Annotated in this window: 17 protein-coding genes and 1 tRNA gene; 16 read left to right on the forward strand and 2 right to left on the reverse strand. The window is 68.8% G+C overall.

From position 1 onward, the window contains the following. The first annotated feature begins 5 nt into the window (after window positions 1–5). Window positions 6–956 carry a 4-(cytidine 5'-diphospho)-2-C-methyl-D-erythritol kinase gene (locus MRB58_RS05780; RefSeq protein WP_244780777.1) on the forward strand — a complete coding sequence of 317 codons (951 nt, stop codon included), beginning with the start codon at window positions 6–8 and terminating at the stop codon, window positions 954–956. 3 nt (window positions 957–959) lie between these two features. On the opposite strand, the gene MRB58_RS05785 is transcribed toward MRB58_RS05780, so the two are convergent. Continuing rightward, a complete protein-coding gene (locus MRB58_RS05785) occupies window positions 960–1184 on the reverse strand; it encodes a DUF2007 domain-containing protein (protein WP_244780778.1) in 225 nt (74 codons plus the stop codon). 145 nt (window positions 1185–1329) lie between these two features. Here MRB58_RS05785 and MRB58_RS05790 point away from each other — a divergent pair, with 145 nt between their 5' ends. Further along, a complete protein-coding gene (locus tag MRB58_RS05790; RefSeq protein WP_244781904.1) occupies window positions 1330–2322 on the forward strand; it encodes a polyprenyl synthetase family protein in 993 nt (330 codons plus the stop codon). A 257-nt stretch (window positions 2323–2579) separates the two neighbouring features. Then, window positions 2580–3476, forward strand: a complete 897-nt coding sequence (locus MRB58_RS05795) for a GAF domain-containing protein (RefSeq protein WP_244780779.1) — start codon at window positions 2580–2582, stop codon at window positions 3474–3476. Window positions 3477–3491: 15 nt separating this feature from the next. On the opposite strand, the gene MRB58_RS05800 is transcribed toward MRB58_RS05795, so the two are convergent. Continuing rightward, window positions 3492–4061: a CoxG family protein gene (locus MRB58_RS05800; RefSeq protein ID WP_244780780.1), complete on the reverse strand. Its 570-nt coding sequence runs from the start codon at window positions 4059–4061 to the stop codon at window positions 3492–3494. Window positions 4062–4157: 96 nt separating this feature from the next. Here MRB58_RS05800 and MRB58_RS05805 point away from each other — a divergent pair, with 96 nt between their 5' ends. From MRB58_RS05805 to MRB58_RS05865, 13 genes are all read left to right on the forward strand, one after another. Continuing rightward, window positions 4158–5183, forward strand: a complete 1026-nt coding sequence (locus MRB58_RS05805) for a cysteine synthase A (protein WP_244780781.1) — start codon at window positions 4158–4160, stop codon at window positions 5181–5183. A gap of 229 nt (window positions 5184–5412) precedes the next feature. Then, entirely contained in the window at window positions 5413–6111 is a 699-nt protein-coding gene (locus MRB58_RS05810; protein WP_244780782.1) for an alanyl-tRNA editing protein, read from the forward strand. Further along, the gene (locus tag MRB58_RS05815) at window positions 6111–6953 is read left to right on the forward strand and encodes a sulfurtransferase (protein ID WP_244780783.1); all 843 of its coding nucleotides are present in this window, start codon (window positions 6111–6113) and stop codon (window positions 6951–6953) included. Before MRB58_RS05810 ends, MRB58_RS05815 begins: the two co-directional genes overlap by 1 nt. 116 nt (window positions 6954–7069) lie before the next feature. Further along, on the forward strand, window positions 7070–7597 hold the full coding sequence (locus MRB58_RS05820; protein WP_244780784.1) for a hypothetical protein: 528 nt from the start codon (window positions 7070–7072) through the stop codon (window positions 7595–7597). Between the two features lie 208 nt (window positions 7598–7805). Next, window positions 7806–8783, forward strand: a complete 978-nt coding sequence (gene lipA / locus MRB58_RS05825) for a lipoyl synthase (protein WP_244781905.1) — start codon at window positions 7806–7808, stop codon at window positions 8781–8783. Then, window positions 8783–9241: a type II toxin-antitoxin system RatA family toxin gene (locus tag MRB58_RS05830; RefSeq protein WP_244780785.1), complete on the forward strand. Its 459-nt coding sequence runs from the start codon at window positions 8783–8785 to the stop codon at window positions 9239–9241. Before lipA ends, MRB58_RS05830 begins: the two co-directional genes overlap by 1 nt. A gap of 203 nt (window positions 9242–9444) precedes the next feature. After that, a complete protein-coding gene (locus MRB58_RS05835) occupies window positions 9445–9894 on the forward strand; it encodes a glyoxalase superfamily protein (RefSeq protein ID WP_244780786.1) in 450 nt (149 codons plus the stop codon). 116 nt (window positions 9895–10010) lie between these two features. Then, window positions 10011–10087: transfer RNA gene (locus tag MRB58_RS05840), tRNA-Arg, on the forward strand. Window positions 10088–10391: 304 nt separating this feature from the next. Continuing rightward, the gene (locus MRB58_RS05845) at window positions 10392–11249 is read left to right on the forward strand and encodes a branched-chain amino acid ABC transporter permease (protein ID WP_244780787.1); all 858 of its coding nucleotides are present in this window, start codon (window positions 10392–10394) and stop codon (window positions 11247–11249) included. After that, on the forward strand, window positions 11246–12292 hold the full coding sequence (locus MRB58_RS05850) for a branched-chain amino acid ABC transporter permease (RefSeq protein ID WP_244780788.1): 1047 nt from the start codon (window positions 11246–11248) through the stop codon (window positions 12290–12292). The genes MRB58_RS05845 and MRB58_RS05850 overlap by 4 nt, the downstream gene beginning before the upstream one ends. After that, window positions 12289–13083 carry an ABC transporter ATP-binding protein gene (locus tag MRB58_RS05855; RefSeq protein WP_244780789.1) on the forward strand — a complete coding sequence of 265 codons (795 nt, stop codon included), beginning with the start codon at window positions 12289–12291 and terminating at the stop codon, window positions 13081–13083. The genes MRB58_RS05850 and MRB58_RS05855 overlap by 4 nt, the downstream gene beginning before the upstream one ends. Further along, window positions 13076–13834, forward strand: a complete 759-nt coding sequence (locus MRB58_RS05860) for an ABC transporter ATP-binding protein (protein ID WP_244780790.1) — start codon at window positions 13076–13078, stop codon at window positions 13832–13834. Before MRB58_RS05855 ends, MRB58_RS05860 begins: the two co-directional genes overlap by 8 nt. Window positions 13835–13873: 39 nt before the next feature. Continuing rightward, window positions 13874–15151 carry an ABC transporter substrate-binding protein gene (locus MRB58_RS05865; RefSeq protein WP_244780791.1) on the forward strand — a complete coding sequence of 426 codons (1278 nt, stop codon included), beginning with the start codon at window positions 13874–13876 and terminating at the stop codon, window positions 15149–15151. Window positions 15152–15266 lie beyond the last annotated feature (115 nt).

The following is a 15266-nucleotide window of genomic DNA, read 5'->3' on the forward strand; positions in this document are numbered from 1 at the left end:
GACGGATGCGGGCGACGGACCGCGCGGGCACCGCCGATGCGACGGTGCCGGCGCTGCGGCTGGCGGTTCCCGCCAAGGTGAACCTGGCGCTGCATGTGCTGGGACGGCGGGCGGACGGCTACCACGAGCTCCAGAGCCTGGTCGCCTTCGCCGAGATCGCCGACGGCGACAGCGTGACCGTCGGTTTCGGCGCGCCGGCGCCGGAGGGGCCGCGCTTCGCGGTCACGGGGCCGTTCGCCGGCGCGGTGCCGAGCGGGAGGGACAACCTCGCCGCCGCCGCAGCGAGAGTGTGCCCGGAAATCTCCTATGTGAGCCTCGTCAAGGGGTTGCCGGTCGCGGCAGGGATCGGCGGCGGCTCGGCGGACGCCGCGGCGGTGCTGCGCGCGGCGGCACTGGTGCGGCGTGTCGACCCGGCGACGCTGGCCGAGGCGGGGCTGGCCCTCGGAGCTGACGTGCCGGTCTGCCTCGACGGGCGGCCTTCGGTCATGGAGGGGGTCGGCGAGCGGGTCCGGCCGGTGGCGCTGCCGGCGCTGCACGGGCTCTTGGTGAACCCCGGCGTACCACTGTCGACCGCCGACGTGTTCCGGAACCTGGAGCGGCGGGACAACGCGCCCTTCACGATGCCGTCGCTGGCGGACGTGGCGGACCTCGCCGCCTGGCTCGCCACCACGCGCAACGACCTCGAGGCCCCCGCGCGTGCCGCCTGCCCGCAGATCGACGTGGTGCTGGCGGCGGTGGCGGACCATGCGGGCTGCCTGCTGGCGCGCATGTCCGGCTCGGGGCCGACGGTGTTCGGGCTGTTCGCCGATGCCGGGTCGCGCGACCGGGCGGTCACGCGGCTGCGGGAACGGGCGCCGCGGCAGTGGTGGGTTCGCCCGGCGCGCTTCGCAGCCAGCGGCGAGGCGCCGCCCGCCGCGGTGGTCGTCCGCGACCCGCCGCCCGGGTTCGCGGCCTGAGGGTCAGCGCTCCGACAGCTCGATGCCGATGCCCGCCTCGTTGATTATTCGGCGAGCTTCATCCAAACGATCCCTATCGACGAGGACGCGCCGGGGGAGTACGCCGAGCGAGCCTTCGAGGACACTCATGTTCTGGTCGACGACGAGGTGAGGGATCTTTGCGTCATTCAAGAGCGCATCAACGAACGAGATCACGACGAGGTCGTTGGTTCGCAGGAGTTCGTCCACGCAGGTCCCTTCGCTTGTCCCGTCCGGCTTTTCCGCGGCAGGGTGTCGTCGCCTGGCGAGGCCGGTTGCCGTCCCATTCCCGCAAGCCTATGGTTCGAGACATGCAATACCGTGCGAGTGAACAGCCGTGACCACGTCCGCGGCAATGGCGCCGGTCCCCACCCACAGCGGCATCGACCGTCTGGTCGAGAGCGTGGCGGATCGAATGGCCGAGGTCAACGCGCTCATCAAGACACACGCCGGCTCCGACGTGACGATGATCCCGGAGGTGGCGGACCATCTGATCGCCTCTGGCGGCAAGCGCATCCGGCCGATGCTGACGCTGGCGACGGCACGCCTGTTCGGCTATCGCGGCGAGGGCGACGTGAAGCTGGCGACGGCGGTGGAGTACATGCACACCGCGACGCTGCTGCACGACGACGTGGTGGATGACAGCGCGATGCGGCGCGGCAAGCCGGCGGCGCGGATGATCTGGGGCAACCAGGCGAGCGTGCTGGTGGGCGATTTCCTGCTGGGACAGGCGTTCAAGCTGATGGTCGACGTCGGCTCGCTGGAGGCGCTCGACGTGTTCTCGAGCGCGGCGGCGACGATCTCGGAGGGCGAGGTGCGCCAGCTGGCCGGCGCCAAGAGCCTGGCCGTCGGCGAAGAGCACTATATGGCCGTGATCGACGCCAAGACGGCGGCGCTGTTCGCGGCGGCGACGGCGGCGGGACCGATCCTGGCCGACGCGCCGAGCTATCGGCCGGCGCTGGAATCGTACGGCCGCAACCTGGGCCTGGCCTTCCAGCTGATCGACGATGCGCTGGATTTCGCCGGCGACGCGCAGACGCTGGGCAAGAACGTGGGCGACGACCTGCGCGAGGGCAAGGCGACGCTGCCGGTGCTGCTGGCCTACGCGCGCGGCGCGGGCGACGAGCGGGCCTTCTGGGAAAAGTGCATCGAGCGGGGCGAGGTGGCCGACGCGGACGTCCTCCACGCGCGCGACCTCGTGCAGGCGACCGGGGCGCTGGCCGACACGCAGGCGAGAGCGCAAGGTTTTGCCGACCGGGCGCTGGGCGACCTCGCCACCGTGCCGGACGCGCCGATGCGCGAGGCACTGTCCGAGGTGGTCGGCTTCGCGGTCGCGCGTTTGCATTGAGCATGTCCCGCCTAGCCTGCGTGCGCGCGGGGGACCGGCCCCAGGATCTACTGGAACTATACTACAAACTGCCAACCAGTCCGATAGAGATCCTATCATCGGGTTGCATTGGTGATCGAGTTCCTATAGTGTTGCTGCCTTCGGTTGTGGTAGTTGTGCGGATTGATGTGATTGATGCTTGTTTCAAGGGCGATGTAGCTTAAGTCGTCATACGCGGTCGAATTGACCGTTGTGCAAGGCGCGTGGAAATATACGGCATGACGAGCCCCACCTCGAGCAACTCCAACACCCCCCTCGCCCTTGCGCGCGAGGGGCGCCGCAAGGTGCGTGAGGGCGAGCGGGACTCGGGGCGCAACGGTCTGCCGTGGCCGTTGACCTACTCCTTGATCAACTGGCTGGGCTCCGAACAGCACGAGACGGCGCTGCGCACCGCACGCGCCCTGCTCGACTGTCCGACCGCCTTCATCACCACCACCGTCGACGTCGACAACACCACGCGCGACGCCTACCCGCAGGGCACCGTCCTTTGCGACCTGGTGCACGACTGCGACGAGCCGGTCTTCGTGGTGCCGGACGCTTCGAGCGACCCGCGCTTCACCGAGGACCTCATGGTTCACGGCTACCCGCACGCGCGCTTCTTCGCCGGCACGCCGATCCGGGTCCAAGATCACGCCGTCGGCACCCTCATCGTGCTGGATTACGTCGCCCGGTCGCGGCCGCCGGCGGATCTGATCGGCTCGGTCGCGATGATCGCGCGGTTCTGCAGCCAGTCGCTGGAGCTGGCGGCGCGCACGATGACGGCGCCGGCCGAGCGAGCGCAGATCGAGATGATCGGCCAGCGCTCCAACGTGGCCGTGCTGACGACGTCGCAGGACGGGCTGATCACCGGAGCCAACCGCGCGGCGAGCCTCCTGCTGCGCGAGCGGATCGACAGTCTGAAGACCCAGGCAATCCAGGAATATGTCGTCGGCTGGGACACGCTGGTGAACATCGCCACCCAGAAGGCCGCCAGCGCGGCCGCGGACCGCGCCAAGCCCTTCCTCGTCGAGGTGACGACGCGGGACGGGGCGATCATCCCCTCGCGCGCGTCGATCGTGTGCCAGATCGAGGCCGCGGCGCCGCGCTACCGCCTCGTCCTCGAAGAGCTGCCCTGAGCTGCGGCGGCGCGACTATTCGCCGGCGGACTGCGGGTCGGCGGCGGCGCGGCGCTCCTCCCGCACGGCCTGGGCGAGGCGCGCGTAGAACTTGTCGATCAGCTTGTCGGCCGCCGCGTCGATCAGCCGGCCGCTGACCTTGGCCACCATGCCGGTGATCAGGATCGCATAGCTGTAGCTGACGCGAGTGCCACCCTCGACCGGCTCGAAGTCGATCCAGCCCTCCCCGAACGAGGTGCCGAGCGGCCCGTCCGCTCCGCCGAACAGCACGATGTGCGCCGGCTCGATCGCCTCGGCGAAGCGCGCGGTGACGCGCCACGTGCCCTTGATCATCCCGACGCCGATGCCGACGTCGGCCGCGTAGGTGCGCACCTCGGCATCGTCCACGCGGTGCAGCGTCTCCGCGCCCGGGATCGCCGCGGCGAGGCGCTGCTCGTCCATGATGATCTCCCACAGGCGCTGGCGACGCACGGGGACGACGGTGGACCCGGCGCTGCGCAGCCGGTGGCCCTTGCCGTCCGGCATCGTGGGCTCGGCGCGACCGCCGCGGAAGGGTGTATCGGAAAGTTGGGGCGTATCTGTCACGACCGACATTTTAGGTATGCAGCGGGTGTTTGGGTAGATCCCAATCCTTGAAGCGACGCGGGCCGGACCCTATTGCGGGATCAAGGAGTCCCCCCAATGACGAACATGATCGACCTGATCGGCAACACCCCCCTGGTCCGCCTGAAGCGCGCCTCGGAGGAGACCGGCTGCACCATCCTCGGCAAGGCCGAGTTTCTCAACCCCGGTCAATCGGTCAAGGACCGGGCCGCGCTCTATATCATCCGCGACGCGGTGGCCCGTGGGGCGCTGGCACCGGGCGGCGTGATCGTCGAAGGGACGGCGGGCAACACGGGGATCGGGCTGGCGTTGGTGGGCAACGCGCTGGGCTTCCGCACGGTCATCGTCATTCCCGAGACGCAGAGCCAGGAAAAGAAGGACGCCATCCGCCAGGCCGGCGCCGAACTGATCGAGGTCCCGGCGGTCCCCTACAAGAACCCCGACAACTACGTGAAGCTCTCCGGCCGCCTCGCCGAGCGTATGGCCGAGACCGAGCCGAACGGCGCCATCTGGGCCAACCAGTTCGACAATACGGCCAATCGCGACGCTCACGTCCACGGCACCGGCCCGGAGATCTGGGCACAGACCGAGGGCAAGGTCGACGGGTTCATCTGCGCGGCGGGCTCGGGCGGCACGCTGGGCGGCGTCTCCATGGCGCTGAAGGCGCGGGGAGACGTGAAGATCGGCATCGCCGACCCGATGGGCGCCGCGCTCTACAACTGGTACGCCCACGGCGAGCTGAAGTCGGAGGGCTCGTCGATCACCGAGGGGATCGGCCAGGGCCGCATCACCGCCAACCTCGAAGGGGTCGAGGTCGACATGCCGTTCCAGGTGACGGACGCCGAGGCGCTGCCACTGGTCTACGACCTCATCCGCGAGGAGGGCATGGTGCTCGGCGGGTCCTCGGCGATCAACATCGCCGGCGCCGTCAAGATGGCCAAGGAGATGGGCCCCGGCCACACCATCGTGACCATCCTGTGCGACTACGGCTACCGCTACGCGTCGAAGATGTTCAACCCGGACTTCCTGCGGTCCAAGGATCTTCCGGTGCCGGCGTGGCTGGAGACGCGCCCGGCGATCGACGTCCCGTTCGTGGCGGCCTGATCGGCCGCGCCCCGGCGGCGGCGGCGGCGGCGACGTCGCGCTGAACGCCGCCTCGAATTCTCCGGGAGGAGACGATGCGACGCGGCGGTGGTTGCTATGGTGGGCGGCGCCGCTCTCGACGGTTGGCGACGCGGCGCGTACGGGTGGACGACGGGCCGACGGCCCCCCTTTTCACGCGCTCCCCGAGGGGTTGCCTCGGCTCGAGCGGCGTCCCACGAACGAGGCGACCATGACGACCCCCCTCTTCCGCGACGATCCCTACCTCGAGCGCGCCGAGGGGCGCGTGGTGGAGGTGGGCGACGGGTGGGTCGTACTCGACCAGGCGCTGTTATATGCCGCCGGCGGCGGGCAACCGGGCGACACCGGCAGCCTGATGCTGGCGGACGGCACGCAGCTCCCCGTCACCGATGCGCAATACGGGGACGACCGCGAGGTGATCCGGCTGATGGTGGCGGCGCCGCCCCCCGTCGGCACCGTCGTCACTCAGCACCTCGACTTCGCGCGGCGGCTGCGGTTGATGCGCATGCACACCGCGCTGCATCTCCTGTCGGTGGCGCTACCGTTCCCGGTGACGGGCGGGCAGATCGGCGCCGACGGCAGCCGGCTCGACTTCGACATGCCCGAGAGCCCCGACAAGGACGCGTTGACGGCGACCGTGCAGGAGATGATCGACGGCGACCATGCGGTCACCACCGAATGGATCACCGACGCCGAGCTCGACGCCAACCCCGACCTGGTGAAGACGATGAAGGTGAAGCCGCCGCGCGGCTCCGGCCGAGTGCGGCTGGTGCGGATCGGCGACGTCGACCTGCAGCCCTGCGGGGGCACGCACGTCGCGACCACCGGCGAGATCGGCCGCGTCGCGGTGACGAAGATCGAAAAGAAGGGCCGGCAGAACCGCCGCGTCCGTTTGCAATTGGTGGACTGATGCTGATCACGCCGGAAGAGCTGAATGCCCGCCTGGGCGAGGTCGTGGTGCTGGACGCATCGTGGCACATGCCCGACACGGGGCGCGACGGGAACGCCGAGTTCGTGGCCGCCCGGATCCCCGGCGCCCGCCGGTTCGACATCGACGCCATCGCCGACACGTCGAGCGGGCTGCCGCACACCCTCCCCTCGCCGGAGGTGTTCGCGCGGATGGTGGGGGCGCTCGGCGTCTCCAACGACACGCCGGTGGTGGTCTACGAGGTGGGCGCGCCGTTCGCGGCGCCGCGCGCGCGGTGGATGCTGCGCGTGATGGGGCACGACGCGGCGGTGCTGGACGGAGGCCTCGCGGCGTGGCGGGCGGCGGGCTACCCGGTCGCACATGGCGCGCCGGAGGACGTGGCGCCGGCGACGTTCGTGCCGTTCTATCACCCCGAGATGTTCGCCGATGCGGACGATGTCGCCGCCGCGTTGGCCGAGGGCCGCCCGGTCGCCGACGCACGCTCGGCGGAGCGCTTCGAGGGACGCGTCGACGAGCCGCGACTCGGCCTGCGGGCGGGCCACATGCCGGGTGCGCGCAACGTGCACTACGCCTCGCTGCTGACGCCGGAAGGCCGGTTGAAGGACGAAGCGGCGCTGCGCGCGGTGTTTGGCGAGGCCGGCGTCGACCTGACGAAGCCGGTCGTGACCACGTGCGGCTCGGGCGTGACGGCCTCGATCCTGGCGCTGGCGCTGGAGCGGATCGGCACGCCCGCCGCGGTCTACGACGGGTCGTGGACGGAGTGGGGCGGGGATCCGGCGCGCCCGGTGGTCAAGGGCCCGAGCGGAAGCGAAAGAGAGGGTTAACCTTGTTCGTCAACACTTCGGTCGTCATGAATCGGAGGTTGGCGATGCGCGAGGCTGGCTCATTTCAGTTTGCGTTCCTTGTGCCGGGGACGCCGGCATTTCTGTCCAGCTGGCGGATGACGGCGGAGGCTTCGGTCTGGGACCGGCATTATATCGTCGGCGAGGGGTACTCGCTGAAGATCTGCCGCGGGATTCGGCTCGAGGTGTCCCGTCGCTCGACCCGCGAGGGCTTCCGCGTCGAGGACGAGCTCATCAACTCGACCTTCCCGTTGGACTGGATGGTGTCGATGGCGCTGCGCCGGGTGCTGCCGAAACCGATCCGCGCCGCGTCGCTCGACGCGCGCGGCTCGGCCCAGGCGCTGGTGAACGCGATGGACGTCGACTGGCTGCCGCAGGCGAGCGTGCACAAATATTGCCGCACGTTCGAGAAGGGCCCGATGTCGGCCACCGTGACGCATCTCAATGTACCGGACTGGGCGGCCTCGGGGATCCTCGTCAACCTGCGGGCGCGCGAGGCGCGATTGCTGCCGCCGCTGCTGGCCGAATATCGCCTGCGCCAGGACGAGGACCTGTGCCTCGACGACTGGCTCGCCACCGTCTGGCGACAGGCGACGCTGGGAACGCCGAGCGCCCGCGCCGCGTAGGCTCACCGCGGCCCAGCGCCGCGCTCGACGCCATGGACGCACCGCGAGGGAGTCTTCGCGGTGCGTTTTCGTGTCCGCCGTGCGGCGCGGCACGGGGCTGGCGCAGGTGTTGCGATCGCGCACGGGCGCACGGCTCCATTGCCGGCATGGCCTCGCATCCTGCGGCCGACGCGACTATGTTGCCATTTGGAAGACAAGGGATTTCGTGATGGTGACCGTCGTCGATCGCACCACCGTACGCCACCCCGAGAAAGCGAAACGCCCGGATGCGCCGCTGATGCGCAAGCCGGAGTGGATCCGCGTTCGGGCTCCAGGCTCGCCGGTGTACCGCGAGACGCAGGAGATCGTACGCAGCAACGGCCTCGTGACCGTGTGCGAGGAAGCCGGCTGTCCCAACATCGGCGAGTGCTGGTCCAAGAAGCACGCCACTTTCATGATCATGGGTGACACCTGCACGCGCGCCTGCGCCTTCTGCAACGTGCGCACCGGCCTGCCCGCCCCGCTCGACACGGCCGAGCCGCGCAAGGTGGCCGACGCCGTCGCCAAGCTGGGGCTGGAGCACGTGGTCGTCACCTCGGTCGACCGCGACGATCTCGCCGACGGCGGCGCCAACCACATGGCCGACACCATCCGCGCCATCCGCGACGCTGCGCCCGGCACCACGATCGAGGTGCTGACGCCCGACTTCCTGAGAAAGCCCGGTGCGCTGGAGATCGTCGTCGACGCACGGCCGGACGTCTTCAACCACAACCTGGAGACGGTCCCGTCGCTGTACCTGCAGGTGCGGCCGGGGGCGCGCTACTACCACTCGATCCGCCTGCTCGACCAGGTGAAGATGCTGGATCCGACGATCTTCACCAAGAGCGGCATCATGGTGGGCCTCGGCGAGGTCCGCAACGAGGTGCTGCAGCTGATGGACGACCTGCGCGCCGCGGACGTCGATTTCATCACCATCGGCCAGTACTTGCAGCCGACGCGCAAGCACTACCCGGTGAAGGAGTACGTGCCGCCGGAGGCGTTCAAGGCGTACCAGACCATCGCCACCGCGAAGGGCTTCCTCATGGTCTCGGCCTCGCCGCTGACCCGGTCGTCCTACCATGCGGGCGAGGACTTCGCCCGGCTGCGCGCCGCCCGCGAGGCGCGGCAGGCCGCGGGAACGGGGCGGGTCGACAGGGAGCGCGCCTGATGCCCCAGTTCGAGACCACGCGGCGCGTCAAACACGGGGTCGACAATATGTTCGACCTCGTCGCCGACGTGAACGCGTATCCGCGCTTCGTGCCGCTGTGCAAATCGCTCAGCGTGCGCCGGCGCGACACGCTGCCCGACGGACGCGAGGTGCTCGTCGCGGAGATGACGGTCGCCTACAAGTTCATCCGCGAGACGTTCACCTCGCGCGTGGTGCTGGACCGGGCGAACAAGGTCATCGACGTGACCTACCTCGACGGACCGTTCAAGGAGCTCTTCAACCGGTGGACCTTCACCCCGGTGGACGAGGCGACCACGGACGTCCACTTCTCCATCCGCTACGAGTTCAAGAGCCGGACGCTGGCGGCCGTCATGGGCCAGGTGTTCGATCACGCCTTCCGACGCTTCGCCGCCGCCTTCGAGGAACGGGCCGACAAGGTCTACGGCCTGCCCGCCTGACGCGCCTGCCCCGACGCGACGCCCGGGATTGACGTTCGCGGCGCATCGGCCTATCGCCTCGTCGAGGTGAGAGACGCCTGCCGCTCGCCGGGCCCGGCCCGATGGTGAAGATCTCCCGGTTGCCCCGGTTCGACCCGTGAACGGCCCCTACGGTCCGACGGCAAGGCGAGCCCCGTTCTGCGCGACCGACGGGATCCATCACGATGACGACCACACTCCACACACGCGACCATGCGCGCGCCCGTGCGCGGGCGCTACGCGCCGAGTTGGCCCGCGCCGGCCACTCGATCAGCCACGCCAAGGCGCTCGAGCGTGTCGCCCACGAGGAGGGCTACGCCAGCTGGAACGCGCTCTGTGCGCGGCTGAGCAATGCACCGGACGTGCCGCTCGCGCTCGGCCAGCGCGTGGCGGGCCGCTATCTCGGCCAGGCCTTCTCCGGCACCGTCCACACGATACGCACGATCGGCGCGGGCGAAGCCTTCGAAATCGAACTCGTCCTCGACGCACCGATCGACGTCGTCACCTTCCCCACCTTCTCGTTCTACCGCTCGCGCGTCCGCGGCACGATTTCGCCGGGCGGCGTCTCCTTCACGAAGACGTCGGACGGCGTGCCGCATTTGGTGGTCGCCGGCGAGGGCGACGGTCGGCGGTAGCTCCGCCGGGGCGCCGCCCCGCGCGGCGCCCCCACGCGAGGGGACGCCGGACCCGAGGCGAGCGCGGTACTATGAAAGGTGCACGAAGCGCCGATGGCGTGCTATCAAGCCGAAGCGTCCTCGTAGCTCAGCAGGATAGAGCACAGGATTCCTAATCCTGGGGTCGCAGGTTCGAATCCTGCCGGGGACACCATTTTCCATTTTGCTCGCGATAGCAGAACTCGACCTCGAGAGCGCAGCAGCGTCCCGAAGAGCCGCCGGACGGATTCAGTCGGCACGCATCGCATCGACGCGCCCTCGCTTGCGACCAGGCCTCAGAGTTTTCGTTTGAGGAGACGCCGCCGCCACGGCTGGCACAACGTCCGCGCGTGGGGACGTTCTGCCGAACTCATGCCTGCAATTTCGCAGCTTTTGCCTGCGGAATTTGAAATTGACAGGCAAGAATGCCTGCGTACTAATTGGTCACGATCAATTGTGAGGCAGGCGCGCAGGGGCGTATGGATCTCGTCATCGCTCTGGCCATCAACGGCCTCATCTGGGGCCTCGTGATTGCGCTGATCGCGCTCGGCCTCTCCATCATCTTCGGGCTGCTGGACATCATCAATCTCGCCCACGGCGACTTCTTCATGGTTGGCACCGTGCTCGCCTGGTCGGTCGTCGACGTCACCGGCAACTTCTGGCTCGCGCTCGTGCTGGTGCCGATCCTGGGGCTCGTCTTCGGCGCCGTGATCCAGCGCGTCGTCATCGTGCCGATCCAGCGCGCCGCAGCACTCACCATCGTGGCGACCTTCGGCCTCTCGATCATGCTGCAAGAAGGCGTGCGAGCGACCTTCGGGGCAGCGCCCAAGCGGCTGCTGCCGCCGATCGAAGCCACCATCCCGCTGTTCGGCATCGAGTACGAACTCTACCGCGTGTTCGCCGCGGTGATCGCGCTCTCCAGCATCATCGGCTTCTTCGTGTTCCTGCACAAAAGCAAGCTCGGCACGTGGATGCGCGCCGTCCGGCACGACCGGGAGACTGCCACCGCGCTCGGCATCCCCGTGGAGCGCGTCTACACCATCACCTTCGCGCTCGGCTTTGCCATGGCAGCGCTCGGCGGCGTCGTCGCGGCGCCCATCACCACGGTGGACTTCCGCTCCGGCGTCGACATCCTGCCGTTCTGCTTCATGGCCGTCATCATCGGCGGACTGGGCAACCTGCAGGGCACCGCCGTCGCGGCCGTGTTGCTCGCATTCCTGGAAGGCGTCATCACCGCGTTCGCCGAGCCGGTGGTGGCACGCATCACCTCGCTCTGCCTGATGAGCGCGGTGCTGCTCCTTCGACCGAAAGGCATTTTTGCCGGGGCGACAGCGTGAGCGGACCACGGCACCGCCAGCGCGATCCGGCCGAGCGCCGCGTCGCCGTCATCGTCGCCGGCCTCGGCGCTCTCCTCGTCCTCTTCCTGGCCGCCGTGCCCTACGTGCTGCCGATGTTCACGAACCCGTTCTGGGTCAGCGTGACGGCCGAGATCCTCATCTGGTCCCTGCTTGCCGTCAGCGTGAACCTTCTCTTCGGCTACACCGGGCTCCTGTCGTTCGGCCAGGCACTCTACTTCGGCTTCGGCATGTATGGCGTCGCGATCGGCGTGGCGCAGCTCGGCCTCGGCTTCTGGCCGGCGTTCGGCTTCGGCATCCTGGTGTCGGTGGCCATGGCGGCGGTCTCCGGCGCGCTGGCAGTGCGCCTCACCTGGCACTATTTCGCCATCATCACCGTCGTCTTCTCGCTGATCTTCTACTTCCTGGCGCTCACCATGAAGCCGCTCACCGGCGGCGACGACGGGCTCGGCTTCTCGCTCCCGGTCATGTTCCGCTTCGGCGAGACGGAGATCGGCCTCACCGACCCGACGGTGCAGTACTACTTCATCTTCATCACGGTGGCCGCCTGCCTCCTCCTGATGCGCATCATCCTACGCAGTCCGTTCGGCCGTGCGCTGGTGGCGATCCGCGAGAACGACGTCAGGGCCGAGCTCGTCGGCATCAACGTCTACGCGATGCGGCTCGCCTCGTTCGTGGTCGCGGGGATGTTCGCCGGCATCGCGGGGGCGCTGTTCGCCTTCTTCGGCCGCTACGCCTCGGCGTCGTACATGTTCTACCACGTTTCCGGCGAGGCGGTGGTGTGGGCGATCGTCGGCGGCTCGGGCACGCTGCTGGGCCCCGTGATCGGCGCCGGGCTCCTCATCGTCATTCGCGAGGAGCTGTCGCTCTACTGGGACCACTACCTTCTTCTGGTCGGCGCCATCGTGATCCTCACGGTGATCTTTGCGCCCAAGGGCATCGCCGGCCTCGTGATCGACCTGGTGGAGCGCATCGCCGGCCCGCGCCGCGAGGCCGAGGACGAGACGCGGGGGCCGGCCGAATGAGCGCCGTCCTCGAAACGCGGGGCCTGGTGAAGCGCTTCGGCGGGCTCGCCGCCGTCGACGGGGTGGACTTTCACCTCGCCTCCACCGGCCGCCTCCACGCCATCATCGGACCCAATGGCGCGGGCAAGACGACGTTCTTCAACCTCGTGTCGGGCCGGCTGAAACCCACCGAGGGCGCCGTATTCTTCCGCGGCAGAGACATCACCGGGATGAAGCCGCACCGCATCGCGCGGCTCGGCATGACGCGCACGTTGCAGATCAAATCCGTGTTCGGCGCGCTGACGGTGTCCGAGAACATCGCCATCGCCGCGCAGGCGAAGGACGCCGGCTTTCATCCGTTCAAGCCCGCCTCGCGCTTCACCGCCGTCACCGAAAAGGTCGACCGCATTATCGACCAGCTCGGCCTGGACGCCATCGCCAACCGCCAGGCCGCGACACTCTCCTACGGTGACGTGGCGCTCCTCGAGATGGGCATGGCGCTCGCCGCGGACCCGGAGCTCCTGCTCCTCGACGAGCCGATCTGCGGCATGAGCCCGCTGGAGACCAAGCGCACGGTGGAGACCATCGTCGACCTCTCCAAGACGGTGAACGTGATCCTGATCGAGCACGACATGGAGGTCGTCTTCGACATCGCCGACGACATCACCGTGATGAGTCTCGGCCGCATCCTGAAACAGGGCACGCCGGCCGAGATCGCGAACGACGAGGACGTGCGCGAAGCCTATCTCGGCCACGACGAGGACGATGACGACGACACCCCCGCCGCACCGATGGGGGCCGCCCATGCTTGAGCGACCCGCCCCCGGCGACGAAGCCGCCGCCGGCGCCGCGCCGGTGATCGCTGCGCACGACCTCCACGCTCACTTCGGCAAGATCCACGTGCTGCAAGGCGTCGACCTCACCGTCGGCGCCGGCGAGGCGGTGGCGTTGCTCGGCCGCAACGGCGTCGGCAAGACCACGACCTTGCGCACCACGCTCGGCCTGATGCCGCGCTCCAAGGGGCGCGTGGTGTTTCAGGGCACCGACATCACGCGCCTCGCGCCGCATAAACTCGCCGCGCTCGGCATCGGCTACGTGCCGCAGGGGCGGGGCATATTCCCGCTGCTGTCGGTGGAGGAGAACCTCACCCTCGGCCTGACCGGCGAACCCGATCCGGTGCGGCTGGAGGAGACGTTCGCCCGCTTCCCGCGCCTGGAGGAGCGGCTCAAGCAGGCCGGCGGCACGCTGTCGGGCGGCGAGCAGCAAATGCTCGCCATCGCGCGCTGCCTGATGATGGGGCCGCGCCTTCTCATACTGGACGAGCCGACCGAGGGCATCATGCCCAAGCTCGTCGCCGAGATCCGCCGCACGATCCAGTCGATCAACCGCTCCGGCGTCGCGATCCTGCTCGTGGAGCAGAACGTGAAGACGGCGCTCCGGATCTGTCGGCGCACGTACCTGATGGAGAAAGGCCGGATCGCCTGGGAGGGCACGTCCGACGATCTCAAAGCCGACCAAGACACCATCCACCGCTACCTGGGTCTCTCGCTCCAGGGACGTTGACGGTCCGCCGATGGGCGGACGAACACGAGGAGACGTTCGATGACGACGCGCGGCACCACACGGCGAAGCTTCCTTCAGACGGCGTTGGCCGGCGGCGCCTTCGGCACCGCCTACCTCGCCATCGGCAGCAACATGATGGCCCGAGCGGCCGGGCCGATCACCATCGGGCACCAGGCCGAGCTCACCGGCGGCTTTTCCTCCTGGGGCTACTGGCACGACAAGGCGGCGCAGAAGGCCGCCGCGATGATCAACGAGGGTGGCGGCATCGCCGGCCGTGAGCTGAACCTCGTGACCGAGGACACCGAATCGAACCCCGCGACGGGCGCCCGCAAGCTGCGCTCGCTGATCCAGCGCAACCAGGCCGCCTTCATCACCGGCTCGGTGCATTCGGGAGTGATGCTCGCCTCGATCCCGGTCGCGACGGAGATGAAGACGGTCTACTTCTCGTGCGGCGAGGCGACCGAGGCGACCGGCGAAAAGGGCTCGCGATATGCCTTCCGCACCGGCAACGACACCTACACGCTGTCGGGCTCCGGCGCGCCGTGGGCTTACGAGAATCTGGGCAAGAACTGGACGATGATCTTCCCGGACTACGCCTGGGGCCACAGCCATCACCAGGAGCACAAGCGCGTCATCGAGGGGCTTGGCGGCACGGTGAACGACCCCATCGCCGTCCCGCTCGACGCGCGCGACCTCGTCCCGTACCTCGCCAAGATTCCGGAGGAGACTGAGGTGCTGTTCTCCGTATTCTTCGGCGCGCTGTCGGTCGCCTTCTACACGCAGGCGAAATCGATGGGCCTCGGCGACAAGATGAAGATGTACTCGGTCGCCGGCACCATCGAGGCGATCTCCCCCGAAGACATCGACGGTGCGGCCGAGGGCGTCTACTTCCTGGAGAACTTCCCGCGTCCGCTCGCCGCCAAGGACGACGAGCCGCACGCCACGTTCAACAAGATCATGGAAATCGACGACGTCGACGCGCGCGAACGCGACTCCGATCGCGTGATGGCCAAGAGCCACGCTTGGCAGCCGTGGGAGAACCTCTTCCTCCTCAAGGCCGCCATCGAGGCGTCCGGGTGGCAGGACAAGTCCGACGATCAGGGCGTGATCGAGTACCTCGAGGGCGCCAAGATGGAGAACTCGCTCCAGCACGCGCAGGGTGAGAAGCTGCTGCGCGCCGAGGACCACTCCGGCATCCTCGACAACTACATCAGCCAGGTGCAGGGCGGTAAGTTCGAGGTGATCAAGCGCATCCCCAAGGAAGAGATCGCGGAAAACCTGCCGCCTCGCTACGACTTCACCAAGGAAGCGCTTTAGCGCCCGGCCCGCGCGCCCGCTCCGGGCGCGCGGCTCTCTTCGGCGGCACCGCGCACCCACAGGACGGGCGTGCGGCTCCCGGCGGCACCGACCGCCCCTCCCCCTCATGGAACGA

The sequence above is a fragment of the Acuticoccus sp. I52.16.1 genome (genome assembly GCF_022865125.1).
Lineage (GTDB): Bacteria > Pseudomonadota > Alphaproteobacteria > Rhizobiales > Amorphaceae > Acuticoccus.

What these genes read in the sequence shown, in the direction of transcription:
- MRB58_RS05790 (WP_244781904.1), top strand. Translation starts at nt 1,330, where the DNA reads ATGGCGCCGGTCCCCACCCACAGCGGCATCGACCGTCTGGTCGAGAGC.
- MRB58_RS05865 (WP_244780791.1), top strand. Translation starts at nt 13,874, where the DNA reads ATGACGACGCGCGGCACCACACGGCGAAGCTTCCTTCAGACGGCGTTG.
- MRB58_RS05820 (WP_244780784.1), top strand. Translation starts at nt 7,070, where the DNA reads ATGACGGCGGAGGCTTCGGTCTGGGACCGGCATTATATCGTCGGCGAG.
- lipA (WP_244781905.1), top strand. Translation starts at nt 7,806, where the DNA reads ATGGTGACCGTCGTCGATCGCACCACCGTACGCCACCCCGAGAAAGCG.
- MRB58_RS05845 (WP_244780787.1), top strand. Translation starts at nt 10,392, where the DNA reads ATGGATCTCGTCATCGCTCTGGCCATCAACGGCCTCATCTGGGGCCTC.
- MRB58_RS05810 (WP_244780782.1), top strand. Translation starts at nt 5,413, where the DNA reads ATGACGACCCCCCTCTTCCGCGACGATCCCTACCTCGAGCGCGCCGAG.
- MRB58_RS05855 (WP_244780789.1), top strand. Translation starts at nt 12,289, where the DNA reads ATGAGCGCCGTCCTCGAAACGCGGGGCCTGGTGAAGCGCTTCGGCGGG.
- MRB58_RS05805 (WP_244780781.1), top strand. Translation starts at nt 4,158, where the DNA reads ATGACGAACATGATCGACCTGATCGGCAACACCCCCCTGGTCCGCCTG.
- MRB58_RS05780 (WP_244780777.1), top strand. Translation starts at nt 6, where the DNA reads ATGCGGGCGACGGACCGCGCGGGCACCGCCGATGCGACGGTGCCGGCG.
- MRB58_RS05830 (WP_244780785.1), top strand. Translation starts at nt 8,783, where the DNA reads ATGCCCCAGTTCGAGACCACGCGGCGCGTCAAACACGGGGTCGACAAT.
- MRB58_RS05860 (WP_244780790.1), top strand. Translation starts at nt 13,076, where the DNA reads ATGCTTGAGCGACCCGCCCCCGGCGACGAAGCCGCCGCCGGCGCCGCG.
- MRB58_RS05795 (WP_244780779.1), top strand. Translation starts at nt 2,580, where the DNA reads ATGACGAGCCCCACCTCGAGCAACTCCAACACCCCCCTCGCCCTTGCG.
- MRB58_RS05835 (WP_244780786.1), top strand. Translation starts at nt 9,445, where the DNA reads ATGACGACCACACTCCACACACGCGACCATGCGCGCGCCCGTGCGCGG.
- MRB58_RS05815 (WP_244780783.1), top strand. Translation starts at nt 6,111, where the DNA reads ATGCTGATCACGCCGGAAGAGCTGAATGCCCGCCTGGGCGAGGTCGTG.